The organism is Serinibacter arcticus (assembly GCF_004786095.1).
Classification (GTDB): Bacteria; Actinomycetota; Actinomycetes; order Actinomycetales; family Beutenbergiaceae; genus Litorihabitans; species Litorihabitans arcticus.
In genome coordinates, this window is record NZ_RHPJ01000004.1 from 187,126 (window position 1) to 202,927 (window position 15,802).

The 15,802-nt window shown below is 70.2% G+C and carries 9 protein-coding genes; 3 read left to right on the forward strand and 6 right to left on the reverse strand.

Translation table 11 applies throughout. From position 1 onward, the window contains the following. Positions 1–44 precede the first annotated feature (44 nt). The 4 genes from SERN_RS13750 to SERN_RS13765 form a co-directional block, all read right to left on the reverse strand. Positions 45–1,784 carry an ABC transporter ATP-binding protein gene (locus tag SERN_RS13750; protein ID WP_135850730.1) on the reverse strand — a complete coding sequence of 580 codons (1,740 nt, stop codon included), beginning with the start codon at positions 1,782–1,784 and terminating at the stop codon, positions 45–47. Continuing rightward, positions 1,784–2,719 carry an ABC transporter permease gene (locus SERN_RS13755; RefSeq protein WP_233251720.1) on the reverse strand — a complete coding sequence of 312 codons (936 nt, stop codon included), beginning with the start codon at positions 2,717–2,719 and terminating at the stop codon, positions 1,784–1,786. Before SERN_RS13755 ends, SERN_RS13750 begins: the two co-directional genes overlap by 1 nt. A 139-nt stretch (positions 2,720–2,858) precedes the next feature. After that, the gene (locus SERN_RS13760; RefSeq protein WP_135850731.1) at positions 2,859–4,382 is read right to left on the reverse strand and encodes an ABC transporter permease; all 1,524 of its coding nucleotides are present in this window, start codon (positions 4,380–4,382) and stop codon (positions 2,859–2,861) included. Between the two features lie 195 nt (positions 4,383–4,577). After that, complete coding sequence (locus tag SERN_RS13765; RefSeq protein WP_233251704.1) at positions 4,578–6,386, reverse strand: ABC transporter substrate-binding protein; 1,809 nt, start codon at positions 6,384–6,386, stop codon at positions 4,578–4,580. Positions 6,387–6,667: 281 nt separating this feature from the next. Between SERN_RS13765 and SERN_RS13770 the strand changes: the two genes are divergently transcribed. Together SERN_RS13770 and SERN_RS13775 are read left to right on the forward strand one after the other, a co-directional pair. Continuing rightward, entirely contained in the window at positions 6,668–8,302 is a 1,635-nt protein-coding gene (locus SERN_RS13770) for a cryptochrome/photolyase family protein (protein WP_135850733.1), read from the forward strand. Between the two features lie 28 nt (positions 8,303–8,330). Continuing rightward, positions 8,331–9,527 carry a N(5)-(carboxyethyl)ornithine synthase gene (locus SERN_RS13775; RefSeq protein ID WP_135850734.1) on the forward strand — a complete coding sequence of 399 codons (1,197 nt, stop codon included), beginning with the start codon at positions 8,331–8,333 and terminating at the stop codon, positions 9,525–9,527. Here the strand turns inward: SERN_RS13775 and SERN_RS13780 are convergent. Then, positions 9,524–10,657, reverse strand: coding sequence for a glucose-1-phosphate adenylyltransferase family protein (locus tag SERN_RS13780; RefSeq protein ID WP_233251705.1), 1,134 nt, complete (start codon positions 10,655–10,657; stop codon positions 9,524–9,526). The two genes, SERN_RS13775 and SERN_RS13780, sit on opposite strands and share 4 nt — an antisense overlap. 140 nt (positions 10,658–10,797) lie before the next feature. Here SERN_RS13780 and SERN_RS13785 point away from each other — a divergent pair, with 140 nt between their 5' ends. Beyond that, entirely contained in the window at positions 10,798–11,202 is a 405-nt protein-coding gene (locus SERN_RS13785) for a VOC family protein (protein ID WP_135850735.1), read from the forward strand. Positions 11,203–11,271: 69 nt separating this feature from the next. Here the strand turns inward: SERN_RS13785 and SERN_RS13790 are convergent, their stop codons facing one another. Continuing rightward, positions 11,272–15,675: a lamin tail domain-containing protein gene (locus tag SERN_RS13790; RefSeq protein WP_135850736.1), complete on the reverse strand. Its 4,404-nt coding sequence runs from the start codon at positions 15,673–15,675 to the stop codon at positions 11,272–11,274. Positions 15,676–15,802: the final 127 nt, after the last annotated feature.

Sequence of the window (15,802 nt, forward strand, 5' to 3'; positions counted from 1 at the left end):
GCGAACCTCATCCCGTCTCCGGCCGCCCCCGCCGAGACGTCGACCTAGGCGATGTTGAGCTCGTGCGACTTCTCGCCGAGCTCCTTCATCAGCTCGTACCGGGCCTCGCGGCGCGCGCGCTGCTCGGCCGGGTCGGGTACCGGAGCGGCGGCGAGCAGGCGCCGCGTGTACTCCTTCGTCGGGTGCTGCAGCACCTGGGTGCGTTCGCCCTGCTCGACGATCTCGCCGTTCTGCAGCACGACGACCCGGTCGGCGAGCATGTCGATCACGGCGAGGTCGTGGCTGACGAAGAGGCACGCGAACTGGTACTCGCGCTGCAGCGTGGTGAACATCTCCAGCACGCTCGCCTGCACGGACACGTCCAGGGCCGACGTCGGCTCGTCCGCCACCAGCAGCTCGGGATCGAGCGTGAGCGCGCGGGCGATGCTGACGCGCTGGCGCTGGCCGCCGGAGAGCTCGTGCGGGTAGCGGTTGAACACGCTCCGGGGCAGCTCGACCGCGTCCAGCAGCTCCATCACGCGTGCCTGGCGGGACCGGGCGTCCCCGACCTTGTGAACGTCCAGCGGCTCCGCGATGCAGTCGCCGATGGGGAGCCGGGGGTTCAGGGAGCTGGCGGGGTCCTGGAACACGACTCCCATCCGGCGCCGGACGCCCTTGAGCTCCTTGCCCCGCAGCGAGAGCAGGTCGGTCCCGAGGATCTCGATGGTTCCGGACTTGGCCGGGATCAGGCCGAGCGCGCAGCGCGCGATGGTCGACTTCCCCGAGCCGGACTCACCCACGAGACCGACGATCTCGCCCTTGTTCACCGAGATGGAGACGTCGTCGACGGCTCGGAACGGCGCCTTGCCGACGCGCTGGTACTCGATGACGAGATTGTCGACCCTGACGGCCGGTGCGGCGCTCTCGCGGATCGACTCCGGCGGGGCGCTGTCACGAGCACCGAGGTGCGGGACCGCGGCCAGCAGCCTCTTGGTGTACTCGTGGGTCGGGCGGGTCAGGACCTCGGAGGCCGGGCCGGTCTCGACCAGGTCACCCTTGTACATGACGGCCACGCGGTCGGCCATGTCCGCCACCACACCCATGTTGTGGGTGATGAGGAGGATGCCCGTGTTGAGCTCGGTCTTGAGCGACCGCAGCAGGTCGAGGATCTCGGCCTGGACCGTGACGTCGAGCGCCGTGGTCGGCTCGTCGGCGATGATCACCTTGGGGCTGCAGCTGATCGCCATCGCGATGACGACGCGCTGACGCTGCCCTCCGGAGTACTCGTGGGGGTACTGCTTGAGCCTCCGCTCAGCGTCGGGGATCCCCACCATGGTGAGGAGCTCGGCCGCGCGCTTCTCGGCGTCCCGACCGTACGCGACGCCGTGGAGCTCGAGCGCCTCGGTCAGCTGCGTGCCGACCGTCAGGACGGGGTTCAGCGCCGTCATCGGCTCCTGGAACACCATGGCGACGTCGTTGCCGCGCATGCGGCGCAGCGCCGTCGGGCTCAGCTCACGCACCTTCTTGCCCGCGACGGTGATGTCGCCGGAGATCCGGGCGTTGCCCGGCAGCAGACCGAGCGCCGTCATCGAGGTGACCGACTTGCCGGAGCCCGACTCCCCCACCAGGGCGAGCACCTCACCGGGCCGCACCTCGATGTCGATGCCCTTGACGGCGTGGACGGTCCCGAACTCCGTACCGAACTTCACGTCCAGACCGGAGAAGGACAGCACCGGGGCCGCGAGGTCCGCGGGCTCCGTGTCGGCCGCCGCGTGGGTCTTGGACCGCTTCCCGAAGAGGGCCATCAGTCGCCCTTCCTGTTCTGACGAGGATCGAACGCGTCCCGCAGACCGTCGCCGATGAAGCTGACGCACAGCGCGATCGCGAGGATGAACATGCCGGGGAACCAGAACAGCCAGGGGCGCACGGTGAACGCGTTCTGGTACTCGCTGATGAGCAGACCGAGCGAGACGTCCGGGGGTCGGACACCGAACCCGAGGAAGCTCAGCGAGCTCTCGAGGAGGATGGCGGCGGAGATCGAGAACGTCGTCGAGACGATGATGACCCCGATCGTGTTCGGCAGGATGTGCCGGAACAGGATCCGCGCCGGGTGGGTGCCGATCGCCCGGGCCGCGGAGACGAACTCCCGCTCGCGCAGCGACAGCACCTCGCCGCGCACCAGGCGGGCGAGCGACGTCCAGGTCACCGCGGCGAGGACCAGCGCGAGCGCCCAGATGCCCGAGCCACCGGCGCGGGCCGAGATCACCGCGGCGAGGACGAGCAGCGGGATGATGATCAGCAGGTCGGTGAGGCGCATCAGGATGGCCTCGATGATCCCGCGGAAGTACCCCGCGATGCTTCCCACGACGGTCCCGATGATCGTCGAACCGATGCCGACCACGAACGCGATGATGAGGGAGATCTGCGTCCCTCGCATCGTGCGGGCGAAGAAGTCTCGGCCGACCGTGTCCTGACCGAACGGGTGCTCCCCGATCGTGAACCAGCCCAGCGTCGGACGACCGCCGTCGATCGCGGATCCGGTGCTGGTGTAGTTCTTGCCCCACCAGCCCGGGATCGGACCGATCCCGATGGAGGTGAAGGCCAGGAGCGTGATGAACACGAGCACCACGAGGGCGACCATCGCGCCCTTGTGGCGGAAGAACCGACGCCGGACCAGCTGGCCCTGGCTGTAGGACTTCTGGGGCTTGTCCGGCATCAGGCCGACCATGCCGCCGGGCATGGGGCTCGGCGCGTTGCGCTCGTCACCCGGCATGAGGCTCTCGGCCCTGGGCGGGTTCACCTCGTTGGGCTGGTCAGTCATCGGTCGCTCCGATCTGCGGTCCCTGCACGGACGGGGGTGCGGTCGTGGTCATGGCCGCTCACCTCCGGATCCGCGGGTCGAGGAAGGCGTAGGCGATGTCCGCCAGCATGTTCATGACGATCGCCGCGAGCCCGGTCACCAGGAAGAACGCCATGACGGGTGCGGGGTCGACGGCGTCCAGGCCGGTGCGGAACAGCTCGCCCATGCCCTTCCATCCGAAGACCGTCTCCGTGATGACCGCGCCGCCGATGAGGGCCGCGAAGTCGAACGCCACGATGGTCGTGATCGGGATGAGGGCGTTGCGGAACGCGTGCTTGACGATGACCACGCGCTCGGAGAGACCCTTCGAGCGAGCCGTGCGGACGAAGTCCTGGTTCATCGTCTCGAGCATCGACGCCCGGGTGTACCGGGAGTAGCTCGCGATGGAGATCAGCGTGAGCAGCACCGTCGGCAGGAGGAGCTGCGTGCCGTTGTCCAGGATCGTCTCCCAGTAGTCACCCCGGAAGTTCGGCGTGTTGGAGCCGATGGTCGAGATCGGCCGCGACTTCAGCCCCAGGAAGCCGGCCCACGCGTAGACGATCCTGTCGAGCAGGATCAGCAGCCCCATGATGACGCCGGTGACGGCGGACAGGCCCATGGCCGTGCGCCGGCTGGAGTAGCCACCCCAGAAGTACCCCGAGGCCAGGCTCACCACGATGGTGATCGCGAGCAGGAGCAGGAGGATGAGCAGGTTCGGCTCGGCGAGGAGCGGCCCGACCGCGTAGTAGGCGACGAGTCCCACGCCCACGGTGGTCAGCGTCGAGTACAGGACGCGCCTGTTCCCGAGTCCGGCGAAGATCGCGGTGAGCCCGACGGCGGCGGCGATCGCGACGACGGCGACGATCCCGATGCCGAGGGCGGGTGCGCGCCACCAGCCGACGCTGGTGAAGTACGTCAGGGCGGCGAAGACGAACACGGCGGTGACGCCGGCGGTGACGAGGCGTCGTCGCCACGACCCGCCGAGCACGGCCTGCAGGATGACCGCGAGGACCACACCGATCACGATCGCCTGCACCGAGGAGATCTGCGGATCGGCGATCCAGTCGTTGTACCGAATGGCCCCGAACTCCTTCAGCAGCACCGCGGCCCAGAAGACCGGCAGCGAGAAGAAGAGGAAGGTCAGGAAGGTCACGACGTAGTCGAAGCCGGAGTACTGGCGGATGGCGGTCACGATGCCGACGGTGATGCCCACGAGGATGGCCAGCACGGTCGCGAGGGTCACCAGTCGCAGCGTGGAGACGGCTGCGTTGCCGAGGAGGGATCCGACCTCGACGCCGTTGATGTTCTGGCCGAGGTCGCAGACGCCGGGCCCGATGCAGCCCGCGACTCCTGTCAACCAGTCCCAGTACCGCGCGATCCACGGCTGGTCGAGCATCAGTCGCTGGGTGATGCTCGCGATGATCTGGTCGCGGTTCGGGTCGTTGGACTCGTAGTAGTCCTGGAGCGGATCACCCGAGCTGACCGTCAGGTAGAACATCAGCAAGGATCCGCCCAGCAGCACGAGGAACGAGATCCCCAGCCGCTTGAGGATGAACTTGATCACGGGTGGTGGCCCTTCAGCATTGGGGTCGCACGCGACAGGCGCTGGACCACTCTAGACCTGCCGCCTCGGCACCCTTGCCTGGTCGGACGGTCCGGCTGGTGCAGCGCGAAGGGGCAGGGGCTCCACGAGCCCCTGCCCCATCGCGTGTCACGGTGCGGGGATGTGACTAACTCCGGGCGTCACCGCCCTGTGGAATCAGTTGGCGCGGACCCACTGCTCCGCGTTCCAGGCGACCGTGCTCTGCGTGGCAGTGTCACGGACGTTCTGGATCGTGCTGTCGAACGCGGTCACACCCGGGTGGGCGAAGACCGGGATGCCGTACAGGTCGTCCCAGAGGTTGGTCTCGATCGTGACGATCTCGGCCTGCTGCTCGGCCGGGTCGAGCGTCGAGCTCAGCGCCTGCCACGCGGCGTCGACGTCGGCGTTGGAGTAGCCGCCGTAGTTCTGGCCGCCACCGGTGGAGTAGATGCTCAGGCCGGAAGCGATCTGGCCGGAACCGGCCCACGCGAAGAGCGCGACCTCGTAGTCACCGTTCGGCAGCGTCTGGTCGAAGAACGCGTCGTTGCCGACGTCCGTGACGTTGAAGCCGGCCTGGTCGCAGCTGTCCTTGATCAGGGCGACCTGCTCGGTGCGGCGGGCGTTCGGCGCGGAGTAGCCGATGCGGACGTCGATCGGGCCGGCGACGCCGGACTCGGCGATCTTGGCCTGCGCACCCGCGATGTCGACCTCGTCGTAGCGGCCGTCGTAGGACTGCGAGACGACGTCCTCGTAGTTGTCCTGGAACGGGAAGACCTCGCGGGCGTTCATGACGACGGCCTCGGGGTCGATCGGGGCGATCAGGTTGTCCACGATGAGCTGGCGCGGCACGCACATGGCGAACGCCTCACGCAGCGGCAGGCTCGTGGCGAACGGGCCGTTGTTGAAGTTGAAGTCGAGGTGCTCCCAAGTCAGGCTCGGGCCGGTGAGCAGCGTGACGCTGTCGCCGATGGCCTCGATCTGGCTGACGGTGTCGACCGTGGCCTGCGGCTCGATGATGTTGAGGTCACCGTTGGCGAGCGCCTGCACCTGGGTCTCGGCGGCCGCGAAGCGGTAGACGAGGGTGCTGGTGGCGGGCGGGGTGCCCCACCACTCGGGGTTGGCCTCCAGCGTGATGCTCTGGCCGGCCTCCCACGAGGAGAGCACGTACGGGCCGGAGCTCAGCGCGATCGCCTCGTCGGGCAGGGTGCCCGGCGTCGGGGAGAGCCAGCCGGTGTTGTAGAACTCGGCGACGGGGCGCAGCGCCTCGACGTCGGCGGCCTCGATGGCGGCGATGACGTCCTCGGACGTCGTGCCGGCCTGCTCGGCGGCGACGTGCAGCGGGAACTGCATCAGCGTCGAGATCATGTAGTCCGGGTACGGGTTGGTGTACTCGAGCGTGAAGGTCTTGCCGCCGGGCTCGCCGACCGGCGCCGTCGTGCGGCTGCCGAGGTCGAGGCCACCGACGTAGTTGAACAGCGGGACGTCGGCGCCGTCGGCGTCCTGACCGTCCGCGATCGCCTGGGTGGCCCAGGAGAAGAGCGCGTCGTCGTAGGTGATCGGCGTGCCGTCGGACCACACGGCGTCGTCGGCGATCGTGTACTCGACGACCATCGGGTCCTCGGACACGAGCTCGACGTTGCCGAGGTCCTCGTTGACGTAGATGGTGCCGTCGGTGCCGAAGTAGGTGAAGCCGCTCTGGATGCGGTCGTTCACCACGGAGTTGTACGTGGAGTAGGTCTCAGGCGTGTTGCCGTTGTAGCCGAGCCACTCGTCCTCGCCCAGGGAGTAGGAGATCTGGTCGTCGACCGTGGTCACGTCGCCCAGGTCCTGCTTGTCGGTGCCCTCGTAGGCCTCGGTCGGCTCGGCGCTGGGGTCAGCGGTGTCCGAGCTGGACTCGCCCGTCGTCGGGTCGTCGCCACCAGGGCTGCTGGTGCAGGCGCTCAGCACGAGTGCGGTCGCCGCGACCGCGGCGAAGCCCGCGGTCATTCTCCGGATGCTCAATGTTCCTCCAGTGGGGATGGCCCCTGGACTGCCTGGCGGGAAAGGGTTCCGGCCAGGACGTTGACCTCACCTCGTGGGTGGGGCGCCCGGGGACACGCTTAGGACGGTGTGAGCGTAACCACAGGTGGCGCACGGGTCATCCCCTCGTGGCGTGCTACCAGGTCAATCGTTACCCAATAGATACCGGGTGCCGGAGGCAGGACACACGCCCGTAACCCTGGGCCCGTCCTGGCCCCTCGGGGAGGTGCCGGACCTATCGTGGATCGATGAGCTCCGTCGCGCACCTGCGCCTCGTCCTGCCCCACCAGCTCTTCGAGGAGCACCTGGCCGCGCCCGCCGGGACGACGTTCGCGATCGTCGAGCACGACCTGCTGCACCGGCAGTACTCCTTCCACTCCCACAAGCTCGTGCTGCACCGCGCGTCGACGCAGCGCTTCGCGCGTCGGCTGCGGGACAGCGGCCACGACGTCGTCGTCCTGGCGAGCGAGCGCGGGCGCACCTCGCGCGACCAGCTCACCGACCTCGTCCGACGAACGGCACCCGAGGAGGTGACGTTCTTCGACGTCGTGGACGACTGGTTGGAGCGCGACCTGCGAGCCGCGCTCGCCGACGGCGGCTACCAGCTCGCGGAGGCCGACGTCCTGGAGACCCCCAACTTCCTCACCACGCGCGAGCAGGTCGACTCGTGGTTCGGCAACCACGCCGCCCGGATGCACGACTTCTACGTGTGGCAGCGCCGTCGGCTCGGCATCCTGCTCGACGGCGACGGCGGCCCCGTCGGCGGGAAGTGGTCCTTCGACGCGGACAACCGCAAGAAGCTGCCGAAGGGGTACGAGCCGCCGGTGGTGTCGCGGTTCGCCGGTCGTCCCGTCCTGGCGGTCGACGACGACGCCCTCGACCTCGACGGGCTCACGGCCGACCGTGGGACCGAGCGTGCGGCCGATCAGGACCCCGACGTGCGCGACGCCGTCGCATGGGTGCTGGCGGAGTTCCCCGACAACCCCGGCGACCCGCGCACCTTCGCGTGGCCCACGAGCCACGCGGAGGCGCAGGAGCACCTGGCGGAGTTCGTCCGCGAGCGCCTGGCCGAGTTCGGGCCGTACGAGGACGCGATCTCCGCCACTCACCCGTTCATCAACCACGGCCTGCTGACCGCCTCGCTCAACGTCGGGCTGCTGGCGCCGGAGGAGATCCTCGAGGCCGTGTTCGAGCGGGCAGGCGAGGACGTCCCGCTCGCCTCCCTCGAGGGGTTCGTCCGCCAGATCATCGGCTGGCGCGAGTACATGCGCGCGACCTACCGGACCCGTGGCCGACAGCTGCGCACCTCCAACCACCTCCGGCACACGAACGCGCTCGGGGACGGCTGGTGGGACGCCACCACGGGACTCGCACCCGTGGACCTCGTGATCGCGCGCGCCCTCGAGACGGGCTATGCGCACCACATCGAGCGGCTGATGGTGCTCGGCAACGCGATGTCGCTCCTGCGCATCCACCCCGATGCTGTCTACGAGTGGTTCATGGAGCTGTTCATCGACGCCTACGACTGGGTGATGGTGCCCAACGTCTACGCCATGAGCCAGTTCGCGGCGGGGAGCGCCGTCACGACCAAGCCCTACGTCTCGGGCAGCAACTACCTGCGCACGATGTCCGACCTGCCCCGCGGCGAGTGGTCCGACGACTGGGACGCGCTGTACTGGACGTTCGTCGACGACCATCGCGAGGTGTTCGAGAGCAACCCGCGGGCGCGGATGATCGTCTCGCTGCTGGAGAGGCTGGACCCGGACAAGCGGGAGACGCACCTCGTCCGGGCGAGGGCGCTGCTCGACCCCGCGGGCGGGGAGTCACGTCTCGTGCGCCGTCCCGACGAGCGCGGCCCGGCGTACCCTCCGAACAGGAGCTGACCTCGGTTCCCCAACGTTGGGAGTCCGGATGTCCGGCACCGCTGCATCCTCGTCCGCCGCCACCGACCCGACGACGCACCCGCCCCTGCTCAGCCTCGGGCTGCTCGCCGGCTCGTCGATGGAGAACGAGAAGCGGCTCCCGATCCACCCCGCTCACCTCGACCGGATCGACGCCGATCTGCGCGCGCGGATGATCGTCGAGCGCGGGTACGGCGACGACTTCCAGCTCGCGCCCGGCTTCGTGGAGTCCCGTGTGGGCCGGGTCGCTGACCGCGCGGAGGTCATCGCCGACGCCGACGTCCTCCTGCTGCCGAAGCCCCAGGCGGCCGACGTCGCGGAGATGCCCGAGGGTCGCGTGCTGTGGGGCTGGCCGCACTGCGTCCAGGACGCCGAGATGACGCAGACGGCGATCGACCGTCGTCTCACGCTCGTCGCCTTCGAGGCCATGAACCACTGGAACCGCGACGGCGGCTTCGGCCTGCACGTCTTCCACAAGAACAACGAGCTCGCGGGCTACTGCTCCGTGCTCCACGCGATGACCCTGATGGGCTCGACCGGGGGCTTCGGACCTCGCCTGTCCGCCGTGGTCATCGGCTTCGGCGCGACGGCGCGGGGGGCCGTCACGGCGCTGCAGGCCCTGGGCGTCCACGACGTCCAGGTGCTCACCCAGCGCGGGGTCGCGGCCGTCAGCTCCCCCATCCACGGCGTGAACATCGCCCAGCTCAACACCGACGGGGGCGCCACCCACACCAGCGAGGTGCTGACCGAGGACGGTGACGTGCTCCTGCCGACGTTCCTCACCTCCCACGACATCGTCGTGAACTGCACGCTGCAGGACGTCGCGGCGCCGCTGACGTACCTGCGCACCGAGGACCTCGCGGGCTTCGCCCCGGGCGCCCTCGTGGTCGACGTCTCGTGCGACGAGGGCATGGGCTTCGAGTGGGCCCGGCCGACGACGTTCGACGAGCCGACGTTCACCGTCGGGTCGGGGGTGACGTACTACGCCGTCGACCACACGCCGTCCTACCTGTGGAACTCGGCGACGTGGGAGATCAGCGAGGCGATCCTGCCGTTCCTGCGCACGGTGCTGGAGGGGCCCGCCGCGTGGGCCGAGGACCTCACCCTCACCCGCGCGACCGAGATCCGCGACGGCGTCGTGGTCAATCCCAGCATCCTGAGCTTCCAGGGGCGGCGGGCCGACCACCCGCACGCGCTGGTCGGCTAGGCGGGCGCGCCGTCGGCGGGTCCGAGCACGGTGACGCGGTCGGACCCGCCGTGCGTTCCCGGCTCGGTGAGCGTGGTGGCCTCGTCCACGATGCAGCGTCGGACGTGGACGCCGGGGCCCACGCGCACGCCGTCGAGCAGCACGGAGTCCTCCACCACGGCGCCGGCCTCGACGACGGCGCCCGGTCCCACGACGCTGCGTCGCACCTCCCCCGCCACCGTGCACCCGGCGGACAGGAGCGCGTCAACCACCTCGGCACCTCGCTCGACCCGGGCGGGCGGCAGCTGCGGCTGGGCGGAGAGCACCGGGCGCGCGGGGTCGTCGAGCCGCGCGCCGTCGCCGTCGATCAGCTGCATGTGGGCGCGCCAGTACGTCTCGGGCGTGCCCATGTCCATCCAGTAGCCCTCGAGGCGGTGCTCGACGGTCCGCCCGCGGGCGACGAACCACGGGACGAGGTCCTCGCCGTAGTCCCCCAGTCCGTCCTCGCGCTCGTGCAGCTCCTCGAGCGCGTCGACGAGGAGGGCGGCGTCGAAGCAGAAGACCTCCGCCGCGACGAGATCACCGGCGGGGTCCTCGGGCTTGTAGGCGAAATCGGTCACGACACCGTCGGGGGCCGCCTCGACGACGCTGTAGCTGGAGGGGTCCTCATCGGTCCGCGTGGTGACCATCGTGAGCTCGGCGTCGTGCCGGGCGTGGGTGGCCACGACCTCCAGGAGGTCCAGCGTGTAGAGGTGGTCGGCGCTGAGCACGATGACGCACTCGGCGCCGAACTCCCGCAGCCGCTCGTGGTGGCGCCAGAGGGTGTCGCTGTTGCCGTGGGCGAACCCCTCGCCCTCGCCACCCTCGAACGGCGCCAGGATCTGCAGACCGCCGCGGGCGCGATCGAGGTCCCACGGCCGGCCGTTGGCGAGGTGCGCGTTCAGCGAGTGCGGGAGGTACTGCTCGGCGATCCACACGTCGTCGAGGCCGCTGTGCGCGATCGTCGAGAGTGCGACGTCGATGAGCCGGTAGCTCCCGGCCACGCGGAGGGCCGGCTTCACGCGGGTCTCGGTGAGCGCGCCCAGGCGTGAGCCCTGGCCGCCTGCCAGGATGAGACAGAGGGTGCGGGGCGGGCGCACGGGCGAGTCCATCCCCCCACACTCTCGCGCGGGACGTGCGGTGTCACGGTTCGGACCCAGGCCACCGATGAGTCGGCCCGTCCCCGACGGTCAGAAGGTCGACGGCGGCTCGACCGCCCGTCCACGATCCCGACGCACGAGAAGAGAGCACCATGACGGCACCCACCCTCTACCTCTGGTTCCCCGGCACGGCGGCCGAGGCGCTCGGCTCCTACCGCGACACGTTCGGCGGCGACCTCGAGCTGCACACCCTGGGCGAGATGGGCCGCACCGACGGGCCCGTCGACGCCGTCGGGCACGGCGTGCTCACGGGACCCGTCACGCTCTACGGGAGCGACGTCGTGGGCGGCGAGGATCCGCTGTCGATGACCGGGCTCAGCATCGCCCTCCTCGGCACGGCAGACGGTCCCACCCTGACGCGGTGGTTCGCCTCGCTCGCCGAGGGCGGCACCGTGCTGGACGACCTTCAGGAGCGGCCCTGGGGCGCGTGCGACGGACAGGTCGTGGACCGGTTCGGTGTGCGCTGGTTGATCGGGTACGAGCTCGACGCCCAGTAGGTCGGGCGCCGAAGCGCGCCCCGGCCCGGCGTCGGCCGTCACGCACCGACGCCGGGCAGCTGCCGTGCGTCACGGGCGAGGCGGGACCGAGCTCCTTCCCCTGGCCGCGATGCCGCGGGCCCGCAGCACGATCCCGAGCAGCAGTGCACCGATCGCGGCGACCAGCAGGACGGTCACGCCGGAGGCACCGGTCGAGGCCAGGGGGCCGCCGTCCGACTCCTCTGCTGTGCCGCCGCCGGCCCCGGGATCGGTCGGCTCGGGGCTGGTCGGATCCGGCGTGCCCGGGTCTCCCGCCCCTGCGCCGTCACCCACGACGAGCAGCCGGACGTCGGAGACGTCGACCCCGCCGAACGGGTCGGAGGTGCGGACGTACCAGCCGTAGGTGCCCGGGTCGGGCAGGGACCAGGTACCGGTGACGACCGAGCCGCTGGCGACGTCGTCGAACGAGGCGATCTCCCTGGTGGAGAGCACCTCGGCCGTGAAGTCGGTGGTGCCGAGCTCGCGGACGCGGGGCTCGATCCTCAGGTCCTCGTAGGAGATCTCGAACTCCTGCCAGGAGTACGGGTCCTCCGCCGGGCCGAGCAGGCTCGGTTCGTCGGAGTTGTAGCGGTCCAGCGACGGCGAGAACGTGCGGACCAGCATCTGCTCGCCCTCGTTGTCGAAGTGCAGCAGCCGCAGGTATCCCTGACCGCCCTCGGGTAGGCCCTGGTAGTCGAACAGCATCGAGTAGACGGTGCGGTCCTGCGCACCGTCGCCGTCGTCGTCGAAGGTGTCGGTCCGGGTGAAGGCGTCGTGGTAGTGGCCCGACAGCACCATCCGCACGTTCGGGTTCGTGGTCACGACCTCGTCGAGGATCTGCTGCGGGATCGGTCCGAGCCCGCCGGTGGTCAGCATGTACTCGTGCAGGTTGATGATCGCCACGCGCTCCGGGTACCGCGCCAGCACATCGTTCATCCACGCGATGGCGTCCTCGCCCGGGTCCCAGCCCTGGTAGAGCATGAGGAAGTCGATCCCCCCGGCGGAGACGAGGTCGTAGTGGCCACGGTTGTCCTGGAAGCTGCCCCCGTACCAGGGGTTGTCCGCGAAGCGCGCCTCACCGAAGTACCGGCTGTACTCGGAGTAGTCCGACAGCCCGCTGCCCACGTCGTGGTTGCCGGCCAGGACGCCGTACGGCAGCCCCGCCTCGTCGAACCGCGCGTACTGCGGGTCGGCGTTCTCCCACTGGTAGGGCTGGTCGAAGTCGTCCACGATGTCGCCGGTGTGGATGACGTAGCGCAGGTCCATCTCCTCGCGCCGGTCCAGCAGGTAGTCGTGGATGGCGACCTGGTGCTGGGTGAACTCCTCGTTGTAGTACTGCGTGTCCGACTCCCACCCGAACGTGAAGTCGTACGACGAGCGCTCGACGTCGTCGGGGTGGTGGGGCTCCACCGCGGTGTCGCGGGTGGACTGGGGCACCTGCGCGTAGCCCTCGGTGTGCTGCACGAGCACGCTCACGACGCCGTCGCGCGCGTGGTCGCCCACGCGCACGGTGCCGGAGAGCGTGAACGCCTCGCCGTCGGTGCGGTGGCGGTCCACCTCCACCCACGACGTCCCGTCGGCGGTCAGCGCGTGGAGCATCACCTGGGCGTCGGCCTCGGCCTCGCCGTCCCACGTGAGCCGCAGGTCGTCGTCGGGCGCGGAGCCCTGCGGGACCTCGACGTCGAAGGTGTAGTAGGGCAGCTGGTCGGCCGAGGTGACCCCGCCGTCCGCGGTGACGTCGGTGACCACCGACCCGGTCGTGGCGCGCTCCAGCGCCGCGGCGTCGGAGGTGAGGCCGGAGGTGGTCGTCACCTCCGGGTCCTCGTCGGTGAACCGGTATCCCTGCAGCATCTCGACCCGGAGGTCGTCACCGGTCGGGTCGGTGACCCGGGCGCGCAGCTCGACGTCGCCCGGCGCCACGACGGCGCCGTCCGCGGGTGAGAACTCGGTGCCGACCGGGAGCTCGTCGGGCACCAGGAAGGTCACGGCCGAGACCGCCTCGTTGCCGAGGACGTCGCGTGCCACGACGCGCAGCTCGTGCTCACCCTCGCCCAGCTCGACCGAGCTGGTGACGTCACCGAGCTCGACCGGCTCGCCGTTCAGGGTGGCGACGACCTCGCCCACGCCGGCACCCTCACCGTCGCCGACCTCGGCGTCCAGGACGATCTCGCCCTGGTAGGTGCGGCCGTCGGTCAGCCCGGGCGTGATGACCGGGGCGGTGTTGTCGACCTGCACGGTGGCGGAGGCGGTGTCGGTGCCGTCGGTCGCGCTGACCTCATGCGCACCGTCGGCCACGGCCGTGGTGTCCCAGTCGTGGGAGAGCGCCGTGAAGGCGTCGGGCGGGAGCGTGAAGGCAGCGTCGTAGAAGTCGAGCTTGCCCGCGCTGTCCCCCATCTGCAGGATCTGCGTCGGGTCGTCGTACCCGGCGGGCGTGAGCGTGCGGCCGTCCGGTAGCACGAGGCGCATCCCGGAGATGACGAAGTCGTCGTTGTTCTCGTCGAGGTCGATCTCGGGCGCGGCCTTGGTGCCGGCCCAGACGCTCACCACGAGGTCCTCGCCGTCGACGTAGGTCAGCGGGACCTCGGTGGACATGGTGACCGTGTCGGCGTACGTGCCCTCGTCGAAGATCATCAGCACGTCCTCGCCGACGCGCACGCCGTTGCGGAAGTAGAAGTCGGTCTGCGAGACCTCGAACACGAACAGCGGTGCGGCCTCCAGCGACGGTGCGGTCTCGACCGCCTCGCCGTCGATCCGCAGGTCCAGCTCCGGTGGGTGGACGTCCGCGGCCGCGGAGACGGTGGTGGTGCCCGAGACGAAGTCGCCGTCGGCGACGTTGAGCCGCACCGGGTCGTTCGAGACGCCGGCGATCGGGACGCGCACGGTAGGCGTCGTGACGGTGTTCGAGCCGTCGTTGACCGTGACGGCGTAGGAGAACCAGGACTTGCCGACCAGGTCGGCGCGGTTCACGACGGCGCGGTAGACGTCGTCGCCGTCGGCCGAGCGAAGGAGGTTGATCGTCCGGGAAGCGGTGTCGACGTCGTTGCCCAGCTCCAGCGTGGCGGTGCGCACCTGCACGTCGTCGGTGATCTCGAGCTCGACGACGAAGTCCTGCGACGGGTCGATCTCGCCGACCGTGAGGTCGGTGACGACCGGGTCCACCTCGTCCGGTGCCACGACCATCAGGCCGGACGGCACCTGCTCGGGCTGCACGCGGCCGGGTGAGGCGGGCGCCGTGTCCAGGAGGTCCTGCACGAGGACGTTCTCGGGATCCTGGACGTACCGGATGCCCTGGTTCGCGTCGACGTCGTCGGCACCGGCCATGTTGTAGTAGGCCCGGTTGACGTCGAACCCCGTGTTGGTGCGGATCGCGATGCCGCGCGCGGAGCCGTTGGCCATCCCGGCCGAGAAGATCTCCAGGAGGTCCTCCCCGAGCGTCAGGTCCGACCCCATCTGCGCGTTGAAGTCGGCGGCGCCGAGGCCGTCGTTCTGACCGTTCTTGATCCACAGGACGACGGTCTCTCCGGCCCGCACGACGGCATCGTGCGGGACGGTGGGCCAGAGCGCCTCGTTCGTGTTGATCTGCTCGTCCTGGGGATAGAGGTAGTGGATCGCGTAGTCGGCCAGGTCGATCGGCTCGGTGGTGGCGTTGTAGATCTCGATGAACTCGAACCCGTCGGCCGTGCCGACGTTGGTGCTGTCGGGGAGGAGCTCGGTCACCTGCAGCGGTGCGGTGACCAGGTCGGGGTCGGGCTCGAGCTCCGGTTCGGGCTCGGGCTCGGGCTCCGGCTCGGGCTCGGGGTCCGTGACGGGCGGGACGAGCGCCGCCGGGTCGACCACACCGGCGCTGCGCGCGGCGGGGCCGGCGAGCAGGTCCAGGCCGAGGTCGGCCGGGTCGGCGGGCACCCGGAAGTGCGCGGCCTGGTCGGTGCCGACCGATCCCGCGGGGTAGTACGAGAAGGAGGTGGTCTCGCCGCCGTCGAGCACGCGGATCCCGCGGTCGCCCCCGTTGGCCATGCCGGGCTGGCCGGTGAGGCGCGCGATGGCGACGCCGTCGGGCACGGCGTGGTGGGCGCGGAAGTCCTCAACGGTGCGCGCGAAGGAGTTGACCGTGGTGGTCTCGTAGCTGAGCCACAGCAGAGCCGTCTCGCCCGCCGCGAGGACGACGTCCGCCTCCGGCGCGAGCGGGACGTCGTTGGTCCCGGCGGCGGCGGCGTCGGTGAACGTGTAGGCGAGCGAGATCGCGCCCTCACCGAGGGTGAGGGGGCCCGCCGTCGGGTTGTGGACCTCGACGTACTCGTAGTCGTCGTAGCCGACGTTGTCGGCGACGATCTCGGTGACGAGCAGGGACTCCTCGACGGCGGCGGTGGCCGGCGGGGCCAGGAGCAGCCCGAGGGCCAGCGTGCCGGCCACGGCGGCCGCGAGCGAGGTTGTCGTGCGGGAACGTGCCACAGTCATGTGGAGCCTTCGGTCGAGGGCGGCGTGGGATCGCTCTCGACCGTAGGAAGGCGGATCGAACGCCCGGCGACCTGCAGGTGACGCCACGGCGTCCGGCGCGTGGCTGTTGGCTCGACGGCGACGCCTC

Bases quoted from the DNA above. Each gene is read 5' to 3' on its own strand.
- SERN_RS13750 (WP_135850730.1), bottom strand. From the start codon at position 1,784: ATGGCCCTCTTCGGGAAGCGGTCCAAGACCCACGCGGCGGCCGACACG.
- SERN_RS13755 (WP_233251720.1), bottom strand. From the start codon at position 2,719: ATGCCCGGCGGCATGGTCGGCCTGATGCCGGACAAGCCCCAGAAGTCC.
- SERN_RS13765 (WP_233251704.1), bottom strand. From the start codon at position 6,386: ATGACCGCGGGCTTCGCCGCGGTCGCGGCGACCGCACTCGTGCTGAGC.
- SERN_RS13770 (WP_135850733.1), top strand. From the start codon at position 6,668: ATGAGCTCCGTCGCGCACCTGCGCCTCGTCCTGCCCCACCAGCTCTTC.
- SERN_RS13775 (WP_135850734.1), top strand. From the start codon at position 8,331: ATGTCCGGCACCGCTGCATCCTCGTCCGCCGCCACCGACCCGACGACG.
- SERN_RS13780 (WP_233251705.1), bottom strand. From the start codon at position 10,657: ATGGACTCGCCCGTGCGCCCGCCCCGCACCCTCTGTCTCATCCTGGCA.
- SERN_RS13785 (WP_135850735.1), top strand. From the start codon at position 10,798: ATGACGGCACCCACCCTCTACCTCTGGTTCCCCGGCACGGCGGCCGAG.
- SERN_RS13790 (WP_135850736.1), bottom strand. From the start codon at position 15,675: ATGACTGTGGCACGTTCCCGCACGACAACCTCGCTCGCGGCCGCCGTG.